The following is a 26797-nucleotide window of genomic DNA, read 5'->3' as shown; positions in this document are numbered from 1 at the left end:
GTTTTGAAAGGGCGGCTTTGAACGGGAGCAGTGCAGTCCCTCGCTTCGTGATGAGAGGCGCGCAACGGATGCGCGGTCGGCACTGACGGGGGCTGTGTGTTGATGGATGGCGGTGAGTGTCGCAAGTGGAGGCGTGCGAGGCAAGACTGGTGTCAGCTCACAAGGCTGGCGTCAGCTCAGCCCTGCGGTGGCAGCGGCGCCGCCCATGGCTCCTCGGTCGCCGCGCTGTCGCTGGTGCTCTTGGCTTTGATGGACACCGGCTGCTCGCTGACCACGTCGGCGAGCTTGCGCAAAGCCTCCTTGACGCCCTCGCCGGTCGCGCCGGAGATCAGTAGCGGCGTCTTCTTGGCGGCGCGCTTCAGCCGGTCCTTCTGCTTCTTCAGCTCGTCCGGATCGACCGCGTCGATCTTGTTCAGCGCGACGATCTCGACCTTGTCGGTCAGGTCGCCGCCATAGGCCTCGAGCTCGTGCCGCACCGTCTTGTAGGCCTTGCCGGCATGCTCGCAGGTGGCGTCGACGAGGTGCAGCAGCACGCGGCAGCGCTCGACATGGCCGAGAAAGCGGTCGCCGAGACCGGCGCCCTCATGGGCGCCCTCGATCAGGCCGGGAATGTCCGCCAGCACGAACTCGCGGCCATCGGCGTTCACGACGCCCAGCTGCGGATGCAGCGTGGTGAACGGATAATCGGCGATCTTCGGCTTGGCAGCGGAGACCTTGGACAGGAAGGTCGACTTGCCGGCGTTGGGCAGGCCGACCAGGCCGGCATCGGCGATCAGCTTCATCCGCAGCCAGATCCAGCGCTCCTCGCCGAGCTGGCCCGGATTGGCATGGCGCGGCGCCCGGTTGGTGGGTGACTTGAAATGGGCGTTGCCGAAGCCGCCATTGCCACCCTGGGCCAGAACGAAGCGCTCGCCGACGGTGGTAAAGTCGTGGATCAGGGTCTCGCGGTCCTCGTCGAAGATCTGGGTGCCGACGGGAACCTTGAGCACCACCGACTTGCCGCCGGCGCCGTGGCAGTCCTTGCCCGACCCGTTTCCGCCCCTCTGGGCCTTGAAATGCTGCTGGTAGCGGTAGTCGATCAGGGTGTTGAGGCCATCGACGGCCTCGATCACAACATCGCCGCCACGGCCGCCATTACCGCCGTTCGGCCCGCCGAACTCGATGAACTTCTCGCGCCGGAACGCAACGCAACCGTTGCCGCCGTCGCCGGAGCGCACATAGACCTTGGCTTCATCGAGGAATTTCATGATGCGCTCTACGTAGGCGAGGCAGGCCCCTACGGCAACCGCAGAATGGGCCTGATTCAGCTCTCAGCCTTAATTTCGAGCGGTCAATCAGCACTGCGCAAGGCTTGAACAAGCGTTGCGCAGGGGTTGCGGCAGGGCTGCGTCACGCGTCCGGCGGAAGGGCTGGAGCCGTCCAGGCCGGCCTGATAAGGCAGCGCCATCATGAGCGTGCTGTCCCGAATCTCTACCACAAACGATGAGCGCTCGGCGCGGCTGGCCGGCATCGGCCTGATGCTGCTGTCGATCGCGATGTTCTCGTTCGGCGATGCGCTGGGCAAGTTCCTGGTGTCGACCTATGCCGTCGGCCAGCTGCTGTGGCTGCGCGCCTGCGCGGCGCTGCTGCTGCTCGCGCCATTCATCTGGCGCAACCGCGCCGCGTTCCTGCAGCTCGAGCGGCCCTGGCTGCAGCTGGTGCGGGTGATCCTCTCGACGCTCGAGGTCGCCGCATTCTTTCTCGCCACCGTCTATCTGCCGCTCGCCGATGTGATCACCTATTATCTCGCCGGGCCGATCTTCGTCACCGCGCTGTCGGCGCTGGTCTTGCGCGAGCATGTCGGCTGGCGGCGCTGGACTGCGATCCTGATCGGCTTCTGCGGCGTCTTGATCGCGCTCAGGCCCTCGGCACAGACATTCAGCCTGCCGGCGCTGATCGCGCTCGGCGGCAGCCTGTCCTTCGCGGTGCTGATGCTGATCACCCGCTCGCTGCGATCGACGCCCGACATCGTGATGGCGTCCTCGCAATTCGCGGGCACCTTCCTGCTCGGCGCGGCAACGTCATCGTTCGGCTGGGTCACCCCGACACCCGGCAGCCTGCTGATGTTCGCGCTCGCGGGCATCATCTCGGTCACCGCGCTGTTCTGCGTCAACCGCTCGCTCAAGCTGGCACCGGCCTCGGTGGTCGTGCCCTATCAATATACGATGATCGTCTGGGCCGTGCTGTTCGGCTTCGTCGTGTTCGGCGACGTGCCGCACCCCGCGACCATCATCGGGGCCACCATCATCATCGGCGCCGGGCTGTACATCTACCTGCGCGAACGCAGCCTGGGGCAGGGCGCGGGCGCGGTGAATCCGCCGGTATGAGCTTTCACCCTCCCCTCGAGGGGGAGGGGCGCCTCACGAGGAGCGAAGCGAAACGTGAGGCGGGGTGGGGTGATCTATCCCGGACAGCGGCGTTCGCGGAGACATCACCCCACCCCGCTCGCCCGCTTCGCGTGCGATCGACCCTCCCCCTTCAGGGGAGGGTGACGTCGGTTACCGCCGGCCCGCATTGGCCCAGGCCTTCAGCGAGGCCCAGACGCCGCGGGTCAGGCGGAAGGCGTCGACCGGGGCCGACGAGCCGATCACCTCGAAGCGGTGCAGCTCGACGCCGGTCCATTGGAAGCCGCACTTCTCCAGGACGTTGCGCGAGGCTGGATTGCTGACGCGGGCGTGTCCGATCAGCACGGTCTCGTCGCTCGCGCCGAAGAAATAGTCGATCGCGGCACGCGCCGCTTCGGTGCCGAAGCCGCGGCCCCAATGCGCGACGCCCAGCCAGTAGCCGAGCTCGGCGCGGCCTTGCGCGGGCCGGTTGATGCCGACGATACCAATCGGCGCATCGAGATGTTCGATCAGGAAGGCGGTCTCGCCGGTCTGCTCCAGTCCGCGCACGAAGCGGGCGGCATCGACCTCGGAATAAGGGTGCGGCAGGCGGCGGGTGTTCTCGGCGATGCGGCGATCATCGGCGAGACGGGCGATGGCGGAGACGTCCGCGAGCACGGGCGGACGTAGCGTCAGCCTGGGTGTCTCGAGGACGCAAGGTCTCGCCTCGCGCAAGGTGGGAGTCGTGATGTCCTGCAGCATGTCGGGCTCCATCGACGCTTCGGAATCAGCTGAAGATCAGCAGAAATGAAAAGGGGAGGCCGGTTGTCCCGCCTCCCCTGGAGCCATCTGGCGCTCCGCCGGTTCATCAGGACCCGGCGGACGCGACGTGTTCCACCGTATTCTATTCGGCAGCCTGGGCGGCTACCGGACGCACCGAGATGAACGTACGGTTGGCGCGCGCATGGAATTCGACGACGCCCTCGATCTTGGCGAACAGGGTGTGGTCCGTGCCCATGCCGACATTGAGGCCAGGATGCCAGGTCGTGCCGCGCTGACGCGCAATGATGTTGCCGGGAATGACGCGCTCGCCGCCGAACGCCTTGATGCCGAGGCGTTTGCCCTTGGAGTCGCGTCCGTTGCGGGATGAACCGCCTGCCTTTTTATGAGCCATCGCTCGTCTCCGATCTCGCGATCACAATTAGCGCGATTCCGCTAAGGGATCATTCACATTTCCGAAGCGCGCGGAAAAAATCCGCGCGTGATGAGGTGTCAGCCGAGGCCGCGCGCCAGGCGCGCCGGCAAGTTACTCGGCAGCTTCGGCCGCCGGAGCTTCCGTCTTGACCTTCTTCGGCCGCGGGCCCTTGGTCGGCTTGGCGTTATCGGTCAGGATCTCGCTGACCCGGATCAAGGTCAGCTCGTCCCGGTAGCCGCGCTTGCGGCGCGAATTCTTGCGGCGGCGCTTCTTGAACGCGATGACCTTGGGGCCGCGCTTGTGGTCGAGGACCTCGACGGCCACCGATGCGCCGGCCACGGCGGGCACGCCCAGCACCGGAGTGTCGCCGCCGACCACCAGCACCTCGTTCAGCTGCACGATCGTGCCGGGTTCACCGTCGATCTTGCCGATCTCAAGCACATCATCCGGGGCGACGCGGTATTGCTTGCCGCCGGTTTTGATGACTGCGAACATCGTTCTCATCCTTCGTGTTCGATCCCGGCCTCAGAGCGCTGTCGCCCCGGGTCGGCTTCTTGTTCAGTCGTTATGGTTCATGGGGTCCGGCCCGAGCAGGGCCAGCGTTGGCGTGTCCCGGGCATCGACGCCCGTCTGATACGCGCAACAGCAATCGGCGCGAGAAGCTCGCGCCGGTCGATCGGGCGCTTATAGCGACCGGGGCGGGGGAGTCAAGGGAAGTGGAGAGGGCGAATGGCGAATAGCGAATAGGGGAAGGCCGCGGCGACCCCTATTCGCTACTCCCTACTCCCTACTCGCTATTCGCTCACTCCTCCGAACCAACCGTTCTGTCCGCCGTTGTCCCCCGCGTAAACGGAGCGAGACATGGCCGACGACGTCATGACCACCACGGGCATTGCCCGTCACGGCGCCGCGCGGCTGCCGTCGGTTGAGATCGACAGCTTCAATATCGAGATCAAGGACGAGGACGGGTTCCTCGGCGACCGCGCCTCCAAGGGCGCCTTCCGAAAGATCCTGGAGCGCTGGCGCAAACCCCTGCGCAAATCCGGCAAGGACCCTTTCGGCGACGAGGACAGCGACACCATCAGCAAGAAGGCGCTCGACGACATCCTGGTCGGCGACGACACCGAGGCCTCGGCCGTGATCCATTCGGCCATCGAGGAATTCGCCCAGGAGCTCGCCCATGTCACCCGCCGCTTCCTGCGCACCAAGGCCTGGGCCAAGACCGAATGCATCGTGGTCGGCGGCGGCTTTCGCGATTCCCGGCTTGGCGAGCTCGCCATCGCGCGCACCGAGATTATCCTGAAGGACGAGGGCTTCGGCGTCGAGCTGGAGCCGATCCGCTACCATCCCGACGATGCCGGCCTGATCGGCGCGCTGCATCTGGCGCCGTCCTGGATCTTCGAGGCCCATGACAGCATCCTCGCGGTCGACATCGGCGGCACCAATATCCGCTGCGGCGTGGTCGAGACGTGCTGGAAGAAGTCCCCGGACCTCTCCAAGGCTGCGGTCTGGAAGTCCGATCTGTGGCGCCATGCCGATGACGAGCCGACGCGCGAGGGTGCGGTGAAACGGCTGGCCAAGATGCTCAAAGGGCTGATCGAGGAGGCGGACACCGAGGGCCTCAAGCTCGCGCCGTTCATCGGCATGGCCTGTCCCGGCGTCATCAATGACGACGGCTCGATCGAGAAGGGCGCGCAGAACCTGCCGGGCAATTGGGAGAGCAGCAAGTTCAATCTGCCGGCCAGCTTGGTCGAGGCGATCCCGATGGTCGGCGATCACGACACGGCCGTGCTGATGCACAATGACGGCGTCGTGCAGGGCCTTTCTGAGGTGCCGTTCATGCAGGATTTCGAGCGTTGGGGGGTGCTGACCATCGGCACCGGGCTCGGCAATGCCCGCTTCACCAACCGCCGCAAGGAGAACGGCCGCAAGGACAAGGTCGACAAGGCCGACGAGAAGAAGACCGCGAAGAAGAAGAAGGATTAGCGGCCCGGCGGTATTGTCCAAATGGGCAGGACCGAAGCCGCGGCCATCGGCGCGGCAGGCAGGCTCGCGGCGGCGTCCTGCGGCGGGGCCTGCTCCGGAGGATGGTAAAAATCGCTGTGCTGCCAAGCGGATGGCTGCGACGCACGGTAACCTTGACGGGTTAGGTTAAGGACCGGTTTGCGTTGCGATGTGGGCCCGGATGGCCCAGGGTCCTTCGTGTCGCTCAGGCCGGCCGGATTGACCCCCGTCTCTTCCGTCGGTTTCCCCAAGATGTAGCGACACGGGACCGCCGGCATGTGTCAGCGTACGGCGGTCCCACCTTGCTTTTTTTCTCCGCGTTGGGATCCGGCCATCCGCGCAATCACGCCTGATGATTGCCGCATCGTTGCCTTGACCTATTTACAAGCCGTCTAGTCGGTTTTATAAAGGCCTATCCTAATTGGGGTGGGATTGGCCGGCCCGAGCCGGCGCCAAACGGAGTGTTGAGGACATGAGGATCACAGGCGCGAGCCATTGGGCGGCCGCCGTCGCGGCGACCGCGCTGGCTATGACGGTGGCACGAGCGGCGGATATGCCGGCCACAACCTACAAGGCGCCGGCCTACGCCCCCGCACCGTTCTCCTGGACCGGCTTCTACGCCGGCGCCAATGTCGGCGGGGCCTTCACCGGCGATGATGCGGTGACGAACCTCGTCGGCGGCAATGGCGGGAAGCTCTCGGGCGTGATCGGCGGCTTGCAAGCGGGCTACAATTACCAGGTCTCGCCGTTGCTCGTGGTCGGCATCGAGAACGATCTCGATTTCGCCGGTCTGTCGCGCAAAGGCGATCTGGTCAATCCCGCGGTCAGCGTGCCCTGGCTGACCACGGGGCGGGCCCGCGCCGGCTTCACGATGCTCGACCAGCGCCTGTTCCTGTACGGGACGGCCGGTCTCGCGGCCGGCGAGTTGAAGGACGGCCCGATCCACAAGGTGAAGATGGGGTGGACGGCGGGCGGCGGTGCGGAATGGGCGTTCCTGCCGAAATGGTCGGCCAAGCTTGAATATCTCTACACCGACCTCAAGCACGACGCGCTGCCGGACTGGCGCGCGGCGAAGATCCACAGCGTGCGGGTCGGCCTCAACTACCATTTCGATCTGTTCCGCTGAGCGGCGCCGCCTTTCGCGAGGTTCGAGGGCCCAAGCGTCAGTCCGGGCCTTCGGAACGCGGCGATCGGGCGGTGCAGCCGCCCAGCCGTCGCGTGCGGTCCGCTTCCCCACGAGCGGACCGCAACCGGCGCCCCGGCTTTGGGACAGTGCGGGAAAAATTCGGCCGGCTGCCTTGTCACCCCCGCCGCCGTGCCCTAGAACGGCGCCCGACCACCGGGGCTCGCCCCTGATTTGCGCCTGGAGAGGTGGCAGAGTGGTTGAATGCACCGCACTCGAAATGCGGCATAGGTGCAAGCCTATCGGGGGTTCGAATCCCTCCCTCTCCGCCATACCCAACCGCCCCGTTCCGCCGGCCCGGGATTTCGTAGGCGCGACCTGTGAACCAGCCTTCAGATCCCGTCGCGTTGGACAAGCTCAAGGCGCGCATCCAGGCGCTGCGTGCCAAGACCATGGCCAATGGCTGCACCGAAGACGAGGCGCTGTCTGCGGCCGCCAAGGTGGCCGAGCTGCTCGATCGGCATGATCTGTCGCTGTCGGATGTCGAGCTGCAGACCTCGCTTTGCGAGCGGAGGGTCTATGAGACGCATCGCAAGAAGCGCATTCCGCTCGACGACTGCATCGGCGCCGTCGCACAGTTCTGCGACTGCCGGGCCTGGCGCGAGAAGAACGCCGCTGGAGAAGCGAGCTACGTGTTCTTCGGCCTGTCAGCGGATGTCGAGGTGGCGCATTATCTGGCCGAGCTGATCGACGGCGCGGTGCGCGCCGAGCTCGGCCGCTTCAAGACATCAGCCGATTATGCCCGGTTTCGTCACCAGGAGCGGCATCTCGCCAATGCCTCCTTCGCGCTCGGCATGGTGACCTCGATCGCGGATCGCCTGGTGGCGATGAAGAAGAGCCGCGACCAGGTCAACGAACGCACCGGCCGCGGCCTGGTCGTTCTCAAGACGTCGGTCGTCGACGCCGAGTTCGACAAGCTCGATATGAAGCTGCGTACCCAGCGGGCGACAAGCCGCATGGTGTCGACGGCAGCCTACGAGGCCGGCGGTGCCGCCGGCGCGACGCTGCCGATCAATCCCGGGCTGAAGGCCAACCAACCGGGAAACAACCCGACTCGCCGATGAAGCAATTCGGGACGCGCCGTGGATGCGTTTTCAACTTTGCCCGATTTGCCACGGTCCGCAACCCAGCTAAGCTGACCGCATGAGCAACTGCGTCTTCATGCATCGGACAGATTCGATCTACGACGACAGTCCGGCGGAGCAGTACCAATTTCCGAAGCAGTATCTTGGTCGCGCCCTGGGCAGCATCGGGGACTGGATCGTCTACCTCGAGCCGACGAAGGTGCCGGGCACGCGCGGCTATTTCGCCATCGCACGGGTCGAGCAGATCATCCCCGATCCGAAGGCGCCCGAAATGTATCTCGCGCTCATGCAACCCGGCTCATATCTCGAGTTCGCCAACCCCGTTCAGTTCAGCGATTTCACAGGGCCGATCGAACGCGGCCTGCTCAATCAGCAGGGGAAGCTTTCGGGGCGAGCCCAGTCGGCCGTGCGCCCGATTTCGCCGGCAGATTTTCAGCGCATCATCGAACGCGGCCTGGATGATCGGGACGCCGTGCTGCCGCGCATTCAAGAGACGCAACCGGTCGACGGATTTGCCGAAGATCAAACGCCTCTGGTGTACGCACAGCTCCGCGACCGTATCGAGTCTCTCACCTCGCGAATTGCGCGTGATCGCGTGTTCCGCAAGATCGTGTTGCGCGCATATGGAGAGCGCTGCGCCATCACCGGGCTGAAGCTGATCAATGGCGGCGGGCGCGCTGAGGTCGACGCCGCCCACATCCGCCCTGTCGCGTCCAACGGACCGGATCTCGTCAACAACGGGATGGCTCTGTCCGGCACGGTGCATTGGATGTTCGATCGCGGATTGATCAGCCTCGGCGATGATCTGCAGATCCTGATCTCGCGCCACGTGAACGACATCGACCGCGTCAGCGGCTTCATCAACCCATCCGGCTTCGCATTCGCTCCAAACCGCGCCAATGACCGTCCTCACCCGCACTTTCTCCAATGGCACAGAGAGAATTGCTTCAAGCAGTGATGGTTGAAAGAGGTTGATGGTGACTGAACCGAAGAGACGCTGGTTTGACTAATGAGCCTTTGGGGCAGGCCGGAGATCTTTGAGGCTCTGATTGAGACCATTTTCTGCACACACCAAGCGCGTAATGGCCCACAGTTCTTCGGGCGTGCATCAAGGCACTCCAGCTTTGTGACGGAGCGAACAAACTATCTTTCCAAGACGCAGCTACACGCATGCGCGAACAGAAGCCGCTGACAGCAAGGCCTCTGTCAGGATGTGCTGCCGGCAGCACAATGCTCCCAAAGGGTCTGGAGGCGGAGGTGGCCTTTATCCGAAACGCTCACGTGCGGGCCTGGCGCGAGAAGAATGCCGCTGGAGAAGCGAGCTACGTGTTCTTCGGCCTGTCAGCGGATGTCGAGGAGGCGCATTATCTGGCCGAGCTGATCGACGGCGCGGTGCGCGCCGAGCTCGGCCGCTTCAAGACCTCGGCCGATTATGCCCGGTTTCGTCACCAGGAGCGGCATCTCGCCAATGCCTCCTTCGCGCTCGGCATGGTGACCTCGATCGCGGATCGCCTGGTGGCGATGAAGAAGAGCCGCGACCAGGTCAACGAGAACGCACCGGCCGCGGCCTGGTCGTTCTCAAGACGTCGGTCGTCGACGCCGAGTTCGACAAGCTCGATATGAAGCTGCGTACCCAGCGGGCGACAAGCCGCATGGTGTCGACGGCAGCCTACGAGGCCGGCGGTGCCGCCGGCGCGACGCTGCCGATCAATCCCGGTCTCGACGGCGCCCCGGCGCGGGGGCGCGCAAGACAAGGGTGACCGGGCCGGACGGGTCGCGCGGCGTTCAGCCTTTCGGGCCGCTCCCCTTCAGCGCATTCCAGGCCGCCTGATTGGCCTGGTCGAACGCTTTTCGGGAGTCGCTCAAGGCGGCGCTCAGCACCGACCAGGACTCGCTGCCGGTCTGCTTCAGCTTTTCGAGATGCGCGCCAGCTTCGCTCGCGTCGGATCTGAGCTGCTTGAGCACGGCATCGATATCGGTGGTCCCCGCCGTGGTCACCTTGGCCGCGGCCTCGCGAAACCTGTTGGTGGTCTCCTGCCAAGCCTTCGCCTGTGCCGCGGCAATCTGCTTGAACGTCGCCTGCTGCTGATCGACCTGTTTGCCGGCAGTCTCGAAATAGGCTTTCATCTGGGTCTCGAACTCGGCCCACTGCCGGTCGAGCTCCGTCTTCGCGCCGGCCAGTGCCGCTTCGCCGGCTTCGGATTGCGTCTTGAGCAGCGCTTCGAGCTCGCCGCGCCGCTTCTTCAGGTCGGCGATGATCTCTGCGGCCTTGACCTTGGACGCCGCCTCGGCCTTGGCCGCCGTCGCGTCGAAGGAATCCAGCGCCGCATCCATCTCGTGAAGGCGCTCCTTGGCCCAGTTCAGGTACACATGCATGCTGCTCTGTGTCGACATCGCCGCTCTCCCTTTATTCCAGCGAGCGAAGCCTAGGGAAACAAAACTATGTAGTTTTGACCTGGGTCAAGCTGGGGGGCGCCGGACTTCACGTTCCCGTGCGCGGCGGACGCGTCTGCCTGTCGCACCATGGTGCGCGGCCTTGAGAGAGGCCGGCGAGCCTTTCAAGGATGCTGCGGCCAAGGATGCTGCGGCAAGGCGGCTGGCGCGCCGCCGCCGATCGGTGCCATCATCTTTCTTCTGCCGAGGCGATAGGGGCCTTCAGATGACTGGTGATGAATTCGGTGCCCTTGCGCTCTCTTTCGAGGGGACGACGGCCGCGCCGCATTTCGATCGCACGGCGTTCAAGCGACACCGGACCTTCGCGACGCTCGCCGCCGACGGCGCATCCGCCAATATCCTGCTCACGCCCGACGAGCAGGAGCACTATGCAGGCCGGCAGCCCGGGATCTTCCGCCGCGTCCCCAACAAATGGGGCGACCAGGGCTGGACCATGGTGACGCTGAGGCAGGCCGATGCGGGCCTGCTGCGTGCCGCGCTTGAAAGTGCCTGGCGCGCGGCCCATCGCCCACAGCGGTCACGATCCGGCAAGCGGCGCTGAGCGGCGCGACATCAAGCGGCGCCGGCCGGCCGTTGTCTCAGCGCAGGCCGACGCGCGCGGCGAGATCCCTCAGCGTGCGATAGCCGAGGCCCTGATAGCTGAGCGGCTCGTATCTGAGGCTGTCCTGCTCGGCTTCGATGACGATCCAGCCGGAATAGCCGCTATCGGCTGCGATCTTCAGCACTGGCGCGAAATCGATGCAGCCGTCGGGATCGCCCGGCACCGTGAAGGCGCCGCGCCGCACCCCTTCGAGGAAGCTCAGGCCGTTGTCGCGCACGTCACGCATGACCGGCGGCCGGACGTTCTTGCAGTGGATGTGGCTGACGCGATCAATGTATTTCGCCAGGATCGCAACCGGATCGCCGCCGCCGAAGCGCGCATGACCGGTGTCGAACAGCAGCCGCGTGTAAGGCCCCGCTTGCGCCATGAAGCGGTCGATGTCCTCGGGGCTCTCGATGATCGTGCCCATGTGATGGTGGTAGCCCATCTTCACGCCCTGCTCATGCGCGTAGTGCGACAGCGCCTCGTAGCCGCGGGAGAAGCGGTCCCACTGCGCGTCGGTCATGATCGGACGGTCATTGACCGCGACATCGTCATTGCCATGGACGGTGTTCGAGCATTCGCAGGCATTGATGTGGTCGCCGCCGGCCGCCTTCACCATGTCGATGAAGCCCTGCAACGCCTTCATCTCGGTCTCGATGTCGTTGACGAGAAGGTTGGTCGAGTGCCAGCCGGCGGCGAAGCGCAGGCCGTATTCGCCGAGCTTCGCCTTCAGCGCCGAGCCCTCGTCCGGCATCTTGTGGCCCTTCTCGATGCCATCGAAGCCGATCTCGCGGCAGTCGCGCAGGCAGTCGTCGAGCGACAAATGATCGCCGATGCGCCAGTCGTCGTCGTTCGACCAGGCGATGGGGTTGGTGCCGTACAGGATCATGGGGGAAGCTCTCAGTCGAAAGCGCGCTGTTGCGTGGTGTTGGCCTCGTAGATCTCGCGCAGTCTCTCCAACTGCGCCGATCCGGTCTCGGGCACCGCGACATCCCACCACGCGCCCCCGGCGCCGGTGCCGGGCACCGGGTCGGTCTCGATCACGATCACTGTCGGTCTGGTCCGGCCGCGCGCGGCAACGATGCGCGCCGCGAGATCGGCGAGGCCTGAGGCCTTCTCCGCATGCGCGCCCATCGCGCGGGCGTGCGCGACGAAATCGATCTCCGGGCGATCGGCAACGGCGCAATCCTTGTAGAGATTGTTGAACTCCGCGCCGCCGGTCGCGATCTGCAGCCGGTTGATGCAGCCATAGCCGCGATTGTCGGTCAGCACCACCGTGAACGGCACGCGGCGCATGACGGCGGTGGCGACCTCGGAATTGGCCATCATGTAGGAGCCGTCGCCAACGAAGCAGATGACCTCCTTGTCGGGCGCGGCGAGCGCCACGCCGAGCGCGCCGGCGATCTCATAGCCCATGCAGGAATAGCCATATTCCACGTGATAGCCGCCGGCGGCTGCCTGCCACAGCACGTGGAGCGCGCCGGGCATGGTGCCGGCGGCGCACATCACGATGCTGTTGTCGGTGGCGACGCGCTGCACCGCGCCGATCACCTGCGCGTCGCTCGGTAGCCCGTTGGCGCTCTCCTCCGGCGCCGCGGTGACCGCCTTCACCTTGTCGTGCCAGGCGCGGCGCAAGGTCATGTCCGGCGCCGCGGCCTTGTGGTCGCCGAGCGCCGCCGAGAGCTGCGCGAGCGTCGCCTTGGCGTCGCCGACCACGCCGATCGCGCCGTGCTTGCTGGCGTCGTAGCCATGCAGGTTGATCGACACCAGCTTGCGCGCGGGATTCCTGAACAGCGTCCAGCTGGCGGTGGTGAAATCCTGGAAACGGGTGCCGACGCCGATGATCAGGTCGGCCTGCGCGGCGAGCGCATTGCCGCAATCCGATCCGGTGACGCCGGGCGAGCCGAAATTGAGCGGATCGGTCCAGGCGTTGCCACCCTTGCCGGCCTGGGTCTCGAGATAGGCGATGTCATGCTTGCGGGCGAACGCGGCGAGCGCCGCTTCGGCGCCGGAATAGATCACGCCTCCGCCGGAGATCAGCACCGGCCTTTGCGCCGCGCGGATCAGCGCCGCGACGGCCGAAACCTCGTCCGGATCGGGCAGGGGGCGGCGGATGCGCCAGACCTTCGGCGCGAAGAAGCTGTCCGGATAATCATAGGCCTCGGCCTGCACGTCCTGGCAGAAGGCGAGGCATACCGGGCCGCAATTGGCCGGATCCGTCATCACGGCGAGCGCGCGCGGCAGCGCGGACAAGATGTGCTCCGGCCGTGCAATGCGATCGAAATAGCGCACCACCGGGCGGAACGCGTCATTGGCGGAGACCGTCCCGTCGTCGAAATCCTCGATCTGCTGCAGCACCGGGTCGGGCCGGCGGTTGGCGAACACGTCGCCGGGGATGAATAGCACCGGCAGCCGGTTGACATGCGCGAGCGCCGCGGCCGTCACCATGTTGGTGGCGCCGGGTCCGATCGAGGAGGTCACGGCCATTGTCTTGCGGCGCTTCATCGTCTTGGCATAGGCGATCGCGATATGCGCCATGGTCTGCTCGTTCTGGCCGCGCCAGGTCGGCAGATCCGCGCCGATGCCGTGCAGCGCCTGGCCGAGGCCGGCGACATTGCCATGGCCGAAGATGGCCCACACGCCTTCGATGAAGCGGTCGCCTTGCTCGGTCAGCTGCACCGAGAGCCAGCGCACCATCGCCTGCGCCGCGGTCAGTCGGATCGTTCCGGTCATGTCGTGGTCTCCCGCATCGCTCAGCCTTGCAGCAGGGACGCGGGATCGACCGCGGCGCCGGTCTGGGCGGAGCGCGTCGCGGCCTCGGCAAGGGCGAGCGCCTTGACGCCGTCCGCCAAGCTCACCGGCATCGGGCCGCCGCTTTCGACGGCCGCCACGAACGCCGCCCATTCCGCCGCATAAGCGCGCCCATAGCGTTCGAGGAAGAAGTGCTCGGGTTTGGCGCTGCTGATGCCGGCCGTGGTCGCCTTGGACACGGTATTCTCCAGCACATTGCCGGCGGACAGCAGCCCCTCCGACCCGAGCAGCTCGATGCGCTGGTCGTAGCCATAGACGGCGCGGCGGCTGTTCTTGATCACTGCCATGGCACCATGGGCGAAAGCGAGCGTGACGATCGCGGTGTCCACGTCGCCCGCCGCGCCGATCTCGGGATCGACGATCGCGGCGCCGACCGCCATGACTCGTGCCGGCATCGCCCCCATGATCCAAAGCGCCACGTCGAAATCGTGGATCATCATGTCGCGGAACAGGCCGCCGGAGACCTTCACATAGCTGACCGGCGGCGGCGCCGGATCGAACGACGTGATCGACAGCAGTTCGGGCTTGCCGATCTCGCCACGCTCGGCCGCACCCTTCAAAGCCGCGAAATTCGGATCGAACCGTCGATTGAAACCGATCATCACCGGCCGCCCCGTGGCGGCGGCCGCCGCCTGGCAGGCCCGGGCCCGCGCCAGGCTGAGGTCGACCGGCTTTTCGCACAACACCGCCTTGCCGGCCCGGGTCGCGGCTTCGATGAGGTCGGAATGCGTGTTGGTCGGTGTGGCGATCAGCACCGCGTCGATGCTGGCGTCGGCGAGGATCGCCTCCGTGCTCCGCGGCTCGGCGCCCATCTTCGCGGCAAGCGCCGCCGCGCTTTCCGTGATCGCGTCCGAAATCGCCGCGAGCCGGCTTCCCGGATGTGTCGCAATCGTTCTGGCATGGACGGCGCCGATCCGTCCGGCGCCGAGCAGTCCTACATTGAGCACGCGTCGTCTCCGTTTCCTCGTTCAGGCGCCGCATTCTGTCTGTGGTGCGGCTGCCTCATCTTCGCTGCCTCGCCGGGCTGATCCAGCCCGACGGTGCGAAACTTGGTTTGATCTTTGTCAGCTGAAGGCTTGGGGCAGCCGTGCGGTCGCGCGCTGCGCAGGCTCGGCTCTCGACGTTCTCCCATCGGTGCTGCGCAGGGCGGCGGGTCTGTTGCCGCAGAACAGAGGCTATTCTCCGGACGCGATCCGGCGGTTCCGGCAAAGGGTGTGACCCGCTCTTGCGTCGCCATCAGCCGCGGCGATGTCGAAGACAATCTCCCCGCTGTCCTCCCGCAATTCGACCTCCCCTCGTCTTCCATCAGGACGTGCCAGCGTCATGATGTGAAATTTAAGGTCACGCTACCAAATTACCCCGGGAGTGACGAATGGAAATTTGTCCGGACAAGGGGGGCGGCAGGCGGGCGCTCCGCGCTGCAGTCGCCGACCGCGGCTCGTGACGCCCGCACGCGGTGCGTGCGGGGTGTGTCACGCCCTTCGCCCGACCATCAGCAGGATGCCGCCGATCTGCGGCAGCAGCGCCAGCAGGATCAGGCGGAGCATCACGAAGTCGTCGGCCGACGGCTTCACCACGCCGCGCGACACCCAGGCGACCAGCTTGATCGCGGCCTCGGTCTGTGGATCGGCGGTCTGGCTCACGGCGCTCATCGCCGCGTCCAACGCTTGCCGCCGCTCGGCCACCGCGGCCTCGCGCTCGCGACAGAACTTGCCGACGCCGCCTTTGCACTCGCGGTCCCGCGCGGTCATCGCATCGGCGAGCGCGGTCTGGGCCGCCTGCACGGCCGGTGTCACGCGGGAGGCGCGGGCGAGCGTGACGTCGCTGATATTGGTGGAGGCGAAGCCGATGCCGGCGGTGACCGCGAACACGAAGGTCATCAGCCACACCGTCCAGCCGGTCAGCGCCGACGCGCGGTGCCGCGCCTGCCACAGCCGCGCAGCGCAGGTCGGCATCACCAGCGCAACGAGATCTGCGGTGACGCCGACTGCCAGGAACATGTATCCGGCGGTGTTGTTCGAGCCGAGCGAGTGCGCGAACCAGCCGTTCATCGCCATGCCGACGGCGGCGAGCGCCAGCGCGGCCAGTTGCAGCAGGATCGACGAGGCGCTGATGCGGCGGCGCGCGGGCCAGGCCGAACTGTGTTCGGCCTTGGCGGGGCTGCGCCCGGCTTCAGGCGCGGCGAGCGGTGCGCTCGCCGCGACGACCTCGCCCGCGGTCGTCTCGCGCAGTGCCTGCGGAGCAGCCGCGGCCTGGCTCGCGGTCACTGCGGCGGCGGCGCTGGCGGCGGCCTCGGTGCGACCGGGCTCGCCCGCAACCGGGGTCTTCGCCGGCTCGTTCACCAGTTCGAGGAAGTCCGGCATGATCAGCGTCTCGGATGCGAGCATCTCGTCATCGAGCGCTGCCGCCTTCGTCTTCTCGGGCCGGTCAGATTTGGGCCGCGGCCGCGGCTTGACGACCTTGGGCCGCTTCGGGCGCGGCTTGGCCGTCTTCGGCTGCTGCCAGGGAATGATCGATGCTACTACGGACTCATCAGCCATCGGGGCTCCAATCGGTCGTGATGGGACGCGGGCGCGCGTTTGCACGCGCGCAGATCGCGCCGGCATCAGGTGGACGTATGATCGGGAATCGAGCAGCGGCCCGCCTCGAGGCGGGCCTTCAATTCTTGCGGCCGGATTGGCGTCGCGCGAAGAAATTGTCGGCGTCTCACGCGCCCGTCGCCGCCGATGAGGCGGCTGGGCAGCGGTCACGAGCGCCACGTAATGAGGCGGCGCCCGGAAGGTTCTGGTCCGCGCGGGGCCGGGCCGGTCAGCGTGTGCCCAACACCCTTGTTCTTAACCAATGGTTAACACGGATTCGCCGGTTTCAAAACCGTGCGGCGCGTGTGGCGGGCGGACGAACGGTCAAGAGCGGCGAAGTGCGGCTTTGGAGTCACAACCGCCGCGAGAGCAGGCTGCTTGTTCACTGTGCGAACGGAGTGCCAAGTCCCCCGAGCCGGCGCTATGATCGGATTTCGGAATCGGAGTATCGACTTCCCTGATGTCATGTCCCTGCGGATCGGACCTTCCCCTTGACCGCTGCTGCGGTCCCTACCTCAGCGGCGATGCGACGCCGCCGACGGCCGAGGCGCTGATGCGCTCGCGCTACACTGCCTATACGCGCGGCGATATCGGCTACATCGCGGCGACGCTTGCCGCCGACAAGCGCGCGGCGTTCGACGCCGCTGCGGCAAGGCAATGGGCGACGCGTGCGACCTGGCTTGGTCTGCGCATCGTGTCGACCGCGCGCGGCCAGCCCGGGGACGTCGATGGAGTGGTCAGCTTCGTCGCCAGCTATCGCAAAACCGGCAAGACCATCGAGCATCACGAGGTCTCGCAGTTTCGCCGCGATGACGACGGCGCCTGGCGGTTCGTCGCGGGTGACACGCGGGCCGTCGTTGTGGAGCCGAAGCGCAACGCCGGTGCAGCGAAAGTCGGCCGCAACGACCCGTGTCCGTGCGGCAGCGGCAAGAAGTACAAATTTTGCTGCGGCCGCTGAGCCATCGCGCCGCGAATGCCGGTGGCGGGCTGCACCTGCGGTAACCACCTCCGGCTTTTCTTGTTGCAGGTGGGTCGTCGATGACGCCTTCACCCGGCATTCCCCGCTCCTCACATTTGCGAGCGCGAATGAGAAGCAAAACCCGGGCTCATGGCGCCGCGTGAACGACGGCGGCTGCCTCGTTTCGATCTGTTGTCAGGCCGCGAATGCAACGCGGGGCCGCTCGGCCCGCCTTGACTCCGCCCAACCCGGCTGGCCTTAGAGAGACGGGGATCTCAACAAGGATGGTGTCGGGTGACGGAGTTGGACGGGCAGATCCTGCAGGACGAGCACGCGCGGCCGGAGGCGGCAGCCATCGTGGCGCCTGCGCCCAAGGCGTTGTCGCCGCGCAAGCAGGCCATCCTCGATCACGCCAACATTCATGCCGATGCGCGCGCCGGCTGGCGCGACAAGGCCGCGTTCTTTCATGCCGAGGACGAGTGCTATCTGCGCTTCCTGATCCCGCCCGGCAGCCGGGTGCTGGAGATCGGCTGCGGCATCGGTGACACGCTGGCCGCGCTGGCGCCGTCCTACGGGGTCGGCATCGACTTCAGCGACCGGCAGATCGCCATCGCACGCACCCGTCATCCCAACCTGACCTTCATCGCCGGCGATGCCGAGGATCCGGCGACGCTCGCCGTCGTCACCGGCCCGTTCGATGTCATCCTGGTGCTCGACACGATCGGCTCGCTCGACGACTGCCAGCAGTTCATCGCGCAACTGCATCCCTTGTGCACCCGCGAGACCCGGCTGGTGGTCGGCTACTTCTCGCATCTCTGGTATCCGCTGTTGAAGGCGGCGGAGGCGATGGGCCTGCGCATGCCGCAGCCGGAGCAGAACGTGCTGTCGCCGGCCGACCTGCGCAACCTCGCGCATCTGGCCGATTTCGATCCGGTGAAATCCGAGCAGCGCGTGCTGTCGCCGCTGCGGCTCTACGGCCTTGGCCGCTTCGCCAACCGCTTCCTCAGCGTGTTGCCCGGCCTGCGCGCCTTGTCGCTGCGGCATTATCTGGTGTCCCGCTCGATGCGTTGCGTGACCGACGACGTCCGCTCGGCCACGGTGGTGATCCCCGCCCGCAATGAGCGCGGCAACATCGCGCCGGCGGTGCAGCGCATCGCCGCGTTCTGCCCGGACATCGAGATCATCTTCATCGAGGGCCACAGCCGGGACGGCACCTATGAGGAGATGGAGCGGGTGCGCGCGGCCTATCCGCAGCACGACATCAAGCTGATGCGCCAGCCCGGCAAGGGCAAGGCGGATGCGGTGTTCACCGCATTCGATGCGGCGCGCGGTGACGTGCTGATGATCCTCGATGCCGACCTCACGATGCCGCCGGAGCAGCTGCCGAAATTCTTCGAGGCGCTGCGCGAGGGCAAGGGCGAGTTCATCAACGGCTCGCGCCTGGTCTATCCGATGGATGAGGGCGCGATGCGCTTTCTCAACCTGATCGCCAACAAGACCTTCTCCTATCTGTTCTCATGGCTGCTCAACCAGCGCTACACGGACACCTTGTGCGGCACCAAGGTGCTCCGCCGCAGCGACTACCAGCGGCTCAAGGCCGGCAAGGCCTATTTCGGCGATTTCGATCCGTTCGGCGATTTCGACCTGATCTTCGGCGCCTCCAAGCTGAACCTGAAATCGATCGACCTGCCGATCCGCTACGCCGCGCGCAGCTATGGCGAGACCCAGATCTCCCGCTTCCGCCACGGCTGGATGCTGCTCAAGATGGTCGTCTTCGCATTCTTCAAGATCAAGGCGATCTGAGGAATGTGCAGGGCCGGCGTCGAGCAGGCGAAGTCGTTGACGAGCGTCGCTGTCCGGGCCTCAAGGTTCGAGACGCGCCGAAGACGGCGCTCCTCACCATGAGTCGCGTGTGCCAACTGGCGCTGCACACCAACCATGAGGACGCTGCCGGTGACGGCAGCGTCCTCATGGAGAGGGTTTCGAGCCATGCCGCGCATTCGGCCCCCACCGGCGGCGCTTCGTTTCGACCGGCGACGGGTGTCTGCCGTGACCCGCGTTGACCGCCTCGGGCCCGGGGCCGGAGCGGAATGCAAGACGGCGGCAGACGCCCCATCCCGCGACGCCCTCGATCGCCTCACACTGTTCGGCTGGCGCGGCGGCGTGGCAGTCACGCTGCTGTTGTCGCTCGCCTCGTTCCTGATCGTCGGCTATTTCACCGTGTATTGGCGCAACGCCGACATGGACTTCATGGTGATCTACAACGCGCTCGCCATGAATGATGGCGGCGCACAGGTGTTCTTCGACCATCCGGCCTATCTCACCATCCTCTCGGTCAAGGCCTGGTTTGCCCTGCTGCACCGGATCGGCCTGCTCGACGCCTGGACGCTCTCGACGATGCCGTCGCCAGCGGATCGCGCCGCCTTTGACGCTACGATGATCAGCGCCGTTCGGGCCGGTCGCATCGCCGCGCTGCTCACCGCCGGCGGCATTATCCTCGCATTCGCCGCGCTGGCACGCCGGCTGGTCTCGGATTGGCGTATAGCCATGCTTGCGGTCGTCGCCTTCGCCTGGTCGGGCGGCGTGCAGATGCATCTGCGCATCCTGCGCAGCGAGATGATCGCGGCGTCGTTCTGTGTCCTCGCGTTGATGATCCTGATCTGGGCCGCGCGCCGCGCCAGCGTGTCGCGTCCGCTCGCCATCGGACTCGCGGCGCTGCTCTGCATGCTCGGACTGGAGAACAAGGTGCATGCGATCCTCCTGATCGCCGCCATTCCGATTCTCGTCATGCCGTTCGGGACGGCGACGAGCGGAAGCGTGGCGTTCTGGCTGAAACCACAGGCTTGGGCGGCCGCGCTGCTCGCGGCTGTCCTGGCGCTCATTGGAGCGCTCGCCGCCTGGCCGCTGGTTGTCGCCGGTATCGATCCGGCCAACGCGGCTGCCGCGGGCCTGAAGCCGCTGCTGCTCGGCCGCTTCGGCGCCTATCAGTTCGCGCTGATCGGCGGGATCGCGATCGGCATGATCGTGTTCGCACGACTCTGGCGGGTGAGCGCGGCTGAGACGCTCGCCGCGATGGCGGCGGCCTCAGCCGGCGCGAGCCTCGGGCTGCTGGCGCTCGATCTCAGCTACGACATCAACAACGTCGTGGTCGTGCTGAATCCGCTGGAGAAGATGATCACCTATGTCGACGCGCCGGAGGCCGTGGGCAGCCTCAGCGGGGCGATCGGACTGCTGTTGTCCGGGGTCCTCGGGGTGATCCGGCGCTACACGTTCATCCTGCAATCCTCGGCGCGGCCCACGGTGTTCCTGACCTGGCTGATCTTGCCCGGCATCGTGCTGGCGTGGCGCCGCGGCGAGCGGCAGGTGGCGCTGCAAGCCGCGCTCTTGATGCTTGCCGCCATCGGCATCGACACGCTCGGCGTCCGCCGCGGGCTGAAGGTGGAGTATTTCGTCTTCACCGATCCGCTGATCATCGTCGCCGGCATGATCCTGCTCGACCGCCTCGTCGACCTGCGCCTGGCGCGTTTCGCCTATCCGATCGGGGTGACGCTGCTGGTGCTGCATGTCGGCATCAGCCAGGCCGAACCGGTCAAGATGGCGCTCAAGCGCAGAGGACCCGAGGAGGTCTGCACGTGGAACGGCTATTACATGCCGCGGCTGGCCTTGCCCTGGTGCGGGCCGCCGACCAGCCCGCCGAGAACGTGATCGAGCGAGATCTTGCCGGCGCCATGGGCGATCAGACCCAGCGCCATTGCCGCCCAGGTGAGATGGATCGGCCAGCCGTCGGGCACGGTGAGCTCGACGATGCAGGTCATGAACAACAGCCCGAGCGCCGCGAAGCGGGTGCCGAGGCCAAGCACGAGCAGCACCGGGAACGTCACCTCGCCGCAGCCCGACAGGAATGCCATCACCGATGGCACGGGGAAGTGATACGGCCCGCCCGGCAGATGCAGCATGAACTCGTCGCTGAACAGCGTCACGGCGGTGTCGCTGAGCTTCAGAAAGCCGTCCCATTTGAGAATGCCGGAGCGCCAGAACGGCACCGCGAGCGCAACGCGCGTGGCCAGTTGCACCAGGCTGAGCGGCGTCGCCGCCTGCAGCAGACGCACGGCCCTGTCGGCCAAGGCGGGCAGCGACAGGGCCGGGCCCGGCGTCATCGATTGATCCGTCGTCATGAGGCGTCCTCGACCGTGATGTCGGTGAATGCGCCGGCTTCGAGTAAGCCGGCAAGATTGGTGGCGAGATCGAAATCGGGCGCGGCGTCGAAAGCGGCTTCGGCCGCGGCGCCGAGAGTCCGGCCGCCGATCAATCGGCCCGCGAACGCCGCGCCGCCGGGCGGCAGCTGGCGCACGACGATGTCGAGCTCGGGCCGCGTGATCAACCCGTCCTCGGGCACGGAGCCGTCGATCCGCGGCACCGGCGCATCGCTGCGGTTGGCGGCGAAGATCGTGACCGCGGCAAAGTCGGAGCAGACGATCGCGGTGGCGGGATGCGCGCTGAACCGGACGTCCGCGAGCCGCTCGGGCGGGATCTGCGCGAGGGCCGCCGCATCCAGCGGTGCCGCGTCCGCCGCGTGGTAGGCGTCGAGCCAGGCGCGCTCGATGCGCGCGACGTCGATCAGGAAGGGCATCGCCGCAGCGTGCTCATAGCGCGCGATAAAAGCGGGAAAATCGCGGCCATAGGCGAACAGCAGCGGTGAGGTCGGCGGCGTCTCGCGGATATGCGCCCGCGCCATTGCGCGAAAGAAATCGACGCCGGTGATGCGCTGCACGGCCGGAAAGGTGGCAGCCAAGGCCTCGATCAGGCTGACCATGACGTTGTTGCGATAGACGTTGAAGCGGCGGTGGGCGGCCTTGCCGCGCGGCGCGGTGACGGTTGCGGGCGTCGGGCGCTGCGGTGACAGCAGCGCGGCGGCGAATTCGGCGGTGGTGTCGTCCGCGCGGTCAGGCTGCAGCATCGTGCACTCCGGGTGAACGCTTGGCCGCATGCCGATCAAGGATCGCCTGTGCCGCCGCAGCTTCGGCCTTCAGCACCGGCCAGTCAGGAATGTTGCTGTCCCATTCGATCAGGGTCGGGACCGGGCCGTTGTGGGCGATCACGTCGGCGAACAGCGTCCAGACATCATCGGCGACCGGGCCGTCATGGCTGTCGATCAGCAGCGGCTCGCCTTCGTCGTCGGCCTGCACGGCGTGGCCGGCGAGATGGATTTCTCCGACCTCGGCCAACGGAAAATCCGCCAGATATTGTTGCGGCGAGAAGCCATGATTGGCGGAGGAGACGAACACATTGTTGACGTCGAGCAGCAGCCCGCAGCCGGTGCGTTCGACGATGGCGCGGATGAAGCCCGTCTCGCTCATCGTGGAGTCGCGAAACGCGACGTAAGTCGAGGGATTTTCCAGCAGCAGCGGGCGTCCGATCGCGGTCTGCACCTCGTCGATATGCGCGCAGACCCGCGCCAGGGTCGTGGGATTGTAGGGCAGCGGCAGCAGATCGTTGTAATAGGTCGTCGCGTGGGTCGACCATGCCAGATGCTCGGAGACGAGACTCGGCTGATAGCGTGCCACCAGGTTGCGGAAGCGCGCGAGGTGATCAGGATCGAGCGGCTGCGGGCCGCCGATCGACATGCAGACGCCGTGGAGCGACAACGGATGGTCCCTGCGGATCGTCTCCAGCGCGCGATGCGGCGGGCCGCCGGCGCCCATGTAGTTCTCGGCATGCACCTCGAAGAAGCCGCGTTGCGGCCGTTCGGCGAGGATCTCGGCCAGATGCGTGGGTTTGAAGCTCGTGCCGGCGATACCGCCGAGCGGCGGCGGAAAGCGGAGCGGCAGCGCCGGGCACGGACCATCGGCGATCTTGTCTGTGCGCATGCTGCGTCTCCGCTCTCCGTTCGCGGCAGGGGGACAGGATCAGATCGGCTTCAGTGAGCCCTTCTTGCCGCCGGGGACTTCAATGCTGGTGCAGGTGCCGCCCTGGACGAACTTCCATGCGTTGCCCTGGAAATCGATCGTCGAGGTGCCCTGGCAGGTCGTGCCCGGACCGGCGGCGCAGTCGTTCTGGCCCTTCAGCGCGACGCCGAAGCATTTCTCCTTCTTCGCGGCGACCGCGGCGTCGGCCTCGGCCTTGCTCAGCGGGCCGGCCATGGCAAGGCTGGCGAGCGCGGTCGTGACGGCGCCGGCGAGCGCCAGCGTGGTGACGGTCTTGGTGGCGGATTTCTTGGCGGACATGACATTCCCTCTCGTGTTGGGCATCGCTCGCTCGGCGACACGCATCTCACCCTTCGTACGCAACCGCTGGATAGTTACGCGCGAGTTCCATTCACTACGTTGTGAACGGTATTGCGTGCCGCGGAGCTGCATCCAGTCGAGCGCAGGCCAGCGTCAGCGGCCAATGCTTTGCAGGCATCATGGGCTTAGCCAGCCGGCATTTGCGGTCCATGACATCGCGCATCATTCTGTCAGCTCGACGTTGCGACGCCCCACACGCCGGCGGGCGTGCCATATGAGCGCCGGCGTTCGCGCCGGCCGGAGATCAATCTGCGATGATGGCCACCTCCGAGCCCTCGGCGGCGCGCAGCGGCTCCGGCGACGAGCGGCTGACCGTGAGCATTCGCTTTGCGGTGTCGGCGCTGGTATTGACCGCGATCCTGCTGACGGCGCTGGCCTCGAGCCTGTTGTGGTGGCGGACGTCCGAGGCGATCAGCCGTCAGCTCGCCAGCACGATCAATGCGCAGATCGTGGGCGCGGTGCGCAAGGAGGTCACCGCGATCGTCGGCGAGGCGCGCGCCGCGCACACCGCTATCCGCACGCTGTTCCTGCAGAACGTGCTCGACACGCGCGAGGCCGACAAGCGCGAGTTCGTGTTCCTGTCGCAGCTGCAGTCCCAGGCCACGATTTCGTCGGTGGCGTTCGGCTGGCCAGACGGCTCGTTTTTCGCGGCCCACAAGCTCGGCGACCAGCGTCTGGAGATGATGGAGATCTCGCTCACCGATCATGTGGGTCAGCGGCGCGTCGATGAGTATGACGTGGTGCCCGGTGATATCGAGTTTGCCTCGCGGCGCTTCGAGCCGACCAGCTTCAAGGTCGCCGACCAGCCCTGGTTCAAGGAGAGCCTGGCCGGCGATGCGCCGCGATGGTTCAGGGTCGATCATCATCCGGGTGGAGAGCGCCCCGCCATCGCGCTGGCCGGGCCGATCGATGTCTATCAGGAGCGGCAGGGCGTGCTCGCGATCATCATCGAGCATGCGCGGATCGCCCGCTTTCTCGCCCAGCTGCAGGTCGGCAGCACCGGCAGCGCCTTCATCCTGGAGCGCGGCGGCAGCTTGGTGGCGGCGCCCGACGAGCGCGCGGACGAGGTCAATGCCGGGCAAGGCCGCCAGCCTTTGTTGCCGGTCGCGCAGCAGGCGATGCGGTCGTCGCCGGGGGGCGACGAGGCGTGGCGCGGCCGCGCGCATTCGGGCGATGAGGCCTTCGAGGTGGCGCGCACGGCGCTGCCATTTCCCGGCTGGTCGCTGGTCACGGTGATGCCGGAAGCGGAGTTTCTCGGCCCCGTCGACGCGGCGCTGCGGCGCGTCATCATCGGCCTCGGCATCGGCGCCGTGCTCGCGGCCCTGGTCTCCGCCGCGCTGGCGCGCGCCGTGATCGCTGCGCCGCTCGGGCGCGTGGTGGCCGAGCTGCGCCACGTCGAGGCCTTCGCGCTCGCGCAGGTGCGCCGTCATCCCTCGCGGCTGCGCGAGATCGCGAGCCTGTCCGGGGCCATTCACGACATGGCTGGCGGCCTGTCGTCATTCGGCAAGTTCATTCCCGCCGACCTGGTCCGCCAATTGCTGCGGCAGGGTGTCGATGCCAGGCCGGGCGGACATATCCAGGAGCTCAGCGTGATGTTCATCGACATCGCCGGCTTCACTGGCCTGTCGGAGCGCCTGGGCGACCGCGTCGTGCCGCTGCTGTCGCGCTATCTCGATCTGATCTCGACCGTTATCGTCGATCACGGCGGCACCATCGACAAGTTCATCGGCGATGCCGTGATGGCGTTCTGGGGCGCGCCGGCCGCGCAGCCGGATCATGCGGCGTTGTGCTGTCGTGCCGCGCTGACCTGCCGTGCCGCCGTCGCGGCCAGCGGCCTGTGCGACGACGACGGCCGGCCGCTTGCGATCCGCATCGGCATCAACTCCGGCGCCATGCTGGTCGGCAATATCGGCTCCGAGCTCCGCCTCAACTACACGGTGATCGGCGACGCCGTGAACGTGGCCAGCCGGCTGGAGGGCGCCAACAAGACCTACGGCACCGACATCCTCATCGGCGAGGGTACCGCGCGGCTGGCGGGCGAGGCGTTTCTCACCCGCGAGATCGACCGCATCGCCGTCTATGGCCGCGAGGAGGGCCTGCGGGTCCACGAGTTGATCGGACTCGCGGGCGAGGGGGCAGCGCAGGACATCGGCTGGATCGCGCAGTACAGGCGCGGGCTGCAGGACTATCGCGCGCGGGACTTCGCCACTGCGATTGCCGCCTTTGAAGCCGTCCTTGCGCTCAAGCCGGGCGATCGTGCCGCCGAGCTCATGATCGCGCGCTGCAGGACGCTGCAAGGCGCGCGGCCGGATCAGCATTGGCATCCAGTGACGGCGCTGACGAGCAAATAGCGGCCATCCTCATCATCAGGCCGACCGCAGCTTGCCGCGCAGCGGCCGCCGTCCGGCAAACACGGCGGCGAGATCCTGGGTCGGCGTGGCCTCGTCCTGGTCCAGCCGCAACCGGCCCTCGACATGCAGGAAATGCTCGCGCGACACCGCGATGGCCCGCATCAGGTCGCGGTCGCGCAGCGCCGCGACGATGGCGCCATGCTCATCAACCGCGCAGATCGACTGCGCCGCCGGCTCGTAGACGGAGACCATCACCGAGGAGCGGCTGAGCAGGTCGGCGAGGATGCGGGACAATTCGGGATTGCCCAGCGCCTCGACGAGATGGACATGGAAGGCCCCGGACAGCCTGACAGAGGCGGCGCGATCGCCGCGCCGCGCGGCGGCGCGCTCCTCTTCGAGATGGGCGTCGAGCCGCGCGAGCAGCACCTCGTCGACCCTGACAACCAGCTGGCTGAGCACGCCGGCCTCGAGCACGCGATGCGCCTCATAGACCCGCCTGATATCGTCGAGCGTCGGCCGGGGCACCCGCGCGCCGCGGTTGGGGATCATCTCCAGCCGTCGCTCGGCGCCGAGCCGGTGCAGCACTTTCCGGATGCGCTCGCGCGACACGCCGAAGATCGCGGCCAGCGGTGTCTCGGCGAGCTTGGTGCCGGCCTTCAGCTTACCCTCCAGCAGCGCGCGCAGGATGGCCTGGTACACCGCCTCGTCCTCGGCGGGATTGGCCTTCCCGATTCGTTGCGCGCGCATCGCCATGCCTCCTAGCTAGGCCCAAAGGCGCGGCAGGTCATCCCCAAAAAATGTGCACATTATGCGCCGCGGCGAGCAGGGGGCGGCGCAATGATTTGACTAAGGCGTTGATAGTATGATTGAAATAAAAATGTGCACATTTGGCATAGGGCTTGCTGATGTCTGGCGACGCGCCACGCGACAGCTCACACGGGATCACC

At 66.7% G+C, this 26797-nt stretch carries 24 protein-coding genes, 1 tRNA gene and 1 pseudogene; 12 read left to right on the top strand and 14 right to left on the bottom strand.

Annotation, left to right across the window (positions count from 1 at the left end; translation table 11 throughout):
• Positions 1 to 176: 176 nt before the first annotated feature.
• On the bottom strand, positions 177 to 1247 hold the full coding sequence (gene obgE, locus ACVIJ6_RS09460) for a GTPase ObgE (protein WP_456772503.1): 1071 nt from the start codon (positions 1245 to 1247) through the stop codon (positions 177 to 179).
• Positions 1248 to 1448: 201 nt separating this feature from the next.
• Between obgE and ACVIJ6_RS09455 the strand changes: the two genes are divergently transcribed.
• Positions 1449 to 2366 carry a DMT family transporter gene (locus ACVIJ6_RS09455; protein ID WP_456772502.1) on the top strand — a complete coding sequence of 306 codons (918 nt, stop codon included), beginning with the start codon at positions 1449 to 1451 and terminating at the stop codon, positions 2364 to 2366.
• Positions 2367 to 2537: 171 nt separating this feature from the next.
• Here ACVIJ6_RS09455 and ACVIJ6_RS09450 read toward each other — a convergent pair whose 3' ends face one another.
• From ACVIJ6_RS09450 to rplU, 3 genes are all read right to left on the bottom strand, one after another.
• Positions 2538 to 3125 carry a GNAT family N-acetyltransferase gene (locus tag ACVIJ6_RS09450; RefSeq protein ID WP_456772501.1) on the bottom strand — a complete coding sequence of 196 codons (588 nt, stop codon included), beginning with the start codon at positions 3123 to 3125 and terminating at the stop codon, positions 2538 to 2540.
• Between the two features lie 142 nt (positions 3126 to 3267).
• Positions 3268 to 3537, bottom strand: coding sequence for a 50S ribosomal protein L27 (gene rpmA / locus ACVIJ6_RS09445; protein WP_012040765.1), 270 nt, complete (start codon positions 3535 to 3537; stop codon positions 3268 to 3270).
• Positions 3538 to 3669: 132 nt separating this feature from the next.
• Positions 3670 to 4053 carry a 50S ribosomal protein L21 gene (rplU, locus tag ACVIJ6_RS09440; RefSeq protein ID WP_456772500.1) on the bottom strand — a complete coding sequence of 128 codons (384 nt, stop codon included), beginning with the start codon at positions 4051 to 4053 and terminating at the stop codon, positions 3670 to 3672.
• 366 nt (positions 4054 to 4419) lie between these two features.
• On the opposite strand from rplU, the gene ACVIJ6_RS09435 reads away from it, so the two are divergent.
• The 6 genes and pseudogenes from ACVIJ6_RS09435 to ACVIJ6_RS09410 all read left to right on the top strand — a co-directional run.
• A complete protein-coding gene (locus ACVIJ6_RS09435) occupies positions 4420 to 5544 on the top strand; it encodes an ROK family protein (protein WP_456772499.1) in 1125 nt (374 codons plus the stop codon).
• A 490-nt stretch (positions 5545 to 6034) separates the two neighbouring features.
• Positions 6035 to 6688: an outer membrane protein gene (locus ACVIJ6_RS09430; RefSeq protein ID WP_456772498.1), complete on the top strand. Its 654-nt coding sequence runs from the start codon at positions 6035 to 6037 to the stop codon at positions 6686 to 6688.
• A 239-nt stretch (positions 6689 to 6927) separates the two neighbouring features.
• Positions 6928 to 7017 (top strand) — tRNA-Ser (locus tag ACVIJ6_RS09425).
• Between the two features lie 48 nt (positions 7018 to 7065).
• Positions 7066 to 7809, top strand: coding sequence for a DUF7168 domain-containing protein (locus ACVIJ6_RS09420; RefSeq protein WP_456772497.1), 744 nt, complete (start codon positions 7066 to 7068; stop codon positions 7807 to 7809).
• 97 nt (positions 7810 to 7906) lie between these two features.
• Positions 7907 to 8788 (top strand): HNH endonuclease, encoded by an 882-nt coding sequence (locus ACVIJ6_RS09415; protein WP_456772496.1) that lies wholly within the window; start codon positions 7907 to 7909, stop codon positions 8786 to 8788.
• A gap of 326 nt (positions 8789 to 9114) precedes the next feature.
• Positions 9115 to 9590, top strand: a pseudogene (locus tag ACVIJ6_RS09410) (DUF7168 domain-containing protein); the annotation flags it as partial.
• A 25-nt stretch (positions 9591 to 9615) separates the two neighbouring features.
• Here ACVIJ6_RS09410 and ACVIJ6_RS09405 read toward each other — a convergent pair.
• Positions 9616 to 10224, bottom strand: coding sequence for a sll1863 family stress response protein (locus tag ACVIJ6_RS09405; RefSeq protein ID WP_456772495.1), 609 nt, complete (start codon positions 10222 to 10224; stop codon positions 9616 to 9618).
• Positions 10225 to 10489: 265 nt separating this feature from the next.
• Here ACVIJ6_RS09405 and ACVIJ6_RS09400 point away from each other — a divergent pair, with 265 nt between their 5' ends.
• A complete protein-coding gene (locus ACVIJ6_RS09400; RefSeq protein ID WP_456772494.1) occupies positions 10490 to 10825 on the top strand; it encodes an MmcQ/YjbR family DNA-binding protein in 336 nt (111 codons plus the stop codon).
• Between the two features lie 37 nt (positions 10826 to 10862).
• Here the strand turns inward: ACVIJ6_RS09400 and iolE are convergent, their stop codons facing one another.
• The 4 genes from iolE to ACVIJ6_RS09380 form a co-directional block, all read right to left on the bottom strand.
• On the bottom strand, positions 10863 to 11756 hold the full coding sequence (gene iolE / locus ACVIJ6_RS09395) for a myo-inosose-2 dehydratase (protein ID WP_456772493.1): 894 nt from the start codon (positions 11754 to 11756) through the stop codon (positions 10863 to 10865).
• Between the two features lie 11 nt (positions 11757 to 11767).
• Positions 11768 to 13600, bottom strand: a complete 1833-nt coding sequence (gene iolD / locus ACVIJ6_RS09390; protein ID WP_456772492.1) for a 3D-(3,5/4)-trihydroxycyclohexane-1,2-dione acylhydrolase (decyclizing) — start codon at positions 13598 to 13600, stop codon at positions 11768 to 11770.
• 20 nt (positions 13601 to 13620) lie between these two features.
• Positions 13621 to 14625, bottom strand: coding sequence for an inositol 2-dehydrogenase (iolG, locus tag ACVIJ6_RS09385; RefSeq protein WP_456772491.1), 1005 nt, complete (start codon positions 14623 to 14625; stop codon positions 13621 to 13623).
• Positions 14626 to 15150: 525 nt separating this feature from the next.
• Positions 15151 to 16218, bottom strand: coding sequence for a hypothetical protein (locus tag ACVIJ6_RS09380; RefSeq protein ID WP_456772490.1), 1068 nt, complete (start codon positions 16216 to 16218; stop codon positions 15151 to 15153).
• A 499-nt stretch (positions 16219 to 16717) separates the two neighbouring features.
• Here ACVIJ6_RS09380 and ACVIJ6_RS09375 point away from each other — a divergent pair, with 499 nt between their 5' ends.
• The 3 genes from ACVIJ6_RS09375 to ACVIJ6_RS09365 all read left to right on the top strand — a co-directional run bounded on the left by ACVIJ6_RS09375 (position 16718) and on the right by ACVIJ6_RS09365 (position 20920).
• Positions 16718 to 17215: a YchJ family protein gene (locus tag ACVIJ6_RS09375; RefSeq protein WP_456772489.1), complete on the top strand. Its 498-nt coding sequence runs from the start codon at positions 16718 to 16720 to the stop codon at positions 17213 to 17215.
• Between the two features lie 294 nt (positions 17216 to 17509).
• On the top strand, positions 17510 to 19018 hold the full coding sequence (locus ACVIJ6_RS09370; RefSeq protein WP_456772488.1) for a glycosyltransferase: 1509 nt from the start codon (positions 17510 to 17512) through the stop codon (positions 19016 to 19018).
• A 246-nt stretch (positions 19019 to 19264) separates the two neighbouring features.
• The gene (locus ACVIJ6_RS09365) at positions 19265 to 20920 is read left to right on the top strand and encodes a hypothetical protein (protein ID WP_456772487.1); all 1656 of its coding nucleotides are present in this window, start codon (positions 19265 to 19267) and stop codon (positions 20918 to 20920) included.
• Here the strand turns inward: ACVIJ6_RS09365 and ACVIJ6_RS09360 are convergent.
• From ACVIJ6_RS09360 to ACVIJ6_RS09345, 4 genes are read right to left on the bottom strand one after another with little or no spacing between them, the layout of a single operon-like run.
• Entirely contained in the window at positions 20860 to 21390 is a 531-nt protein-coding gene (locus ACVIJ6_RS09360) for a DoxX family protein (RefSeq protein ID WP_456772486.1), read from the bottom strand. The two genes, ACVIJ6_RS09365 and ACVIJ6_RS09360, sit on opposite strands and share 61 nt — an antisense overlap.
• Positions 21387 to 22172, bottom strand: coding sequence for an HvfC/BufC family peptide modification chaperone (locus ACVIJ6_RS09355; RefSeq protein WP_456772485.1), 786 nt, complete (start codon positions 22170 to 22172; stop codon positions 21387 to 21389). Before ACVIJ6_RS09355 ends, ACVIJ6_RS09360 begins: the two co-directional genes overlap by 4 nt.
• A complete protein-coding gene (gene bufB / locus ACVIJ6_RS09350; RefSeq protein WP_456772484.1) occupies positions 22159 to 23082 on the bottom strand; it encodes an MNIO family bufferin maturase in 924 nt (307 codons plus the stop codon). Before bufB ends, ACVIJ6_RS09355 begins: the two co-directional genes overlap by 14 nt.
• A gap of 39 nt (positions 23083 to 23121) precedes the next feature.
• Positions 23122 to 23439 (bottom strand): BufA1 family periplasmic bufferin-type metallophore, encoded by a 318-nt coding sequence (locus ACVIJ6_RS09345; protein WP_456772483.1) that lies wholly within the window; start codon positions 23437 to 23439, stop codon positions 23122 to 23124.
• A 317-nt stretch (positions 23440 to 23756) separates the two neighbouring features.
• Here ACVIJ6_RS09345 and ACVIJ6_RS09340 point away from each other — a divergent pair, with 317 nt between their 5' ends.
• On the top strand, positions 23757 to 25850 hold the full coding sequence (locus tag ACVIJ6_RS09340) for an adenylate/guanylate cyclase domain-containing protein (protein WP_456776941.1): 2094 nt from the start codon (positions 23757 to 23759) through the stop codon (positions 25848 to 25850).
• 15 nt (positions 25851 to 25865) lie between these two features.
• Here the strand turns inward: ACVIJ6_RS09340 and ACVIJ6_RS09335 are convergent, their stop codons facing one another.
• Positions 25866 to 26603 carry a GntR family transcriptional regulator gene (locus ACVIJ6_RS09335; protein WP_456772482.1) on the bottom strand — a complete coding sequence of 246 codons (738 nt, stop codon included), beginning with the start codon at positions 26601 to 26603 and terminating at the stop codon, positions 25866 to 25868.
• Positions 26604 to 26797 lie beyond the last annotated feature (194 nt).

Source organism: Bradyrhizobium sp. USDA 4369, assembly GCF_054056435.1.
This window is presented reverse-complemented; position numbering and strand designations above follow the sequence as displayed.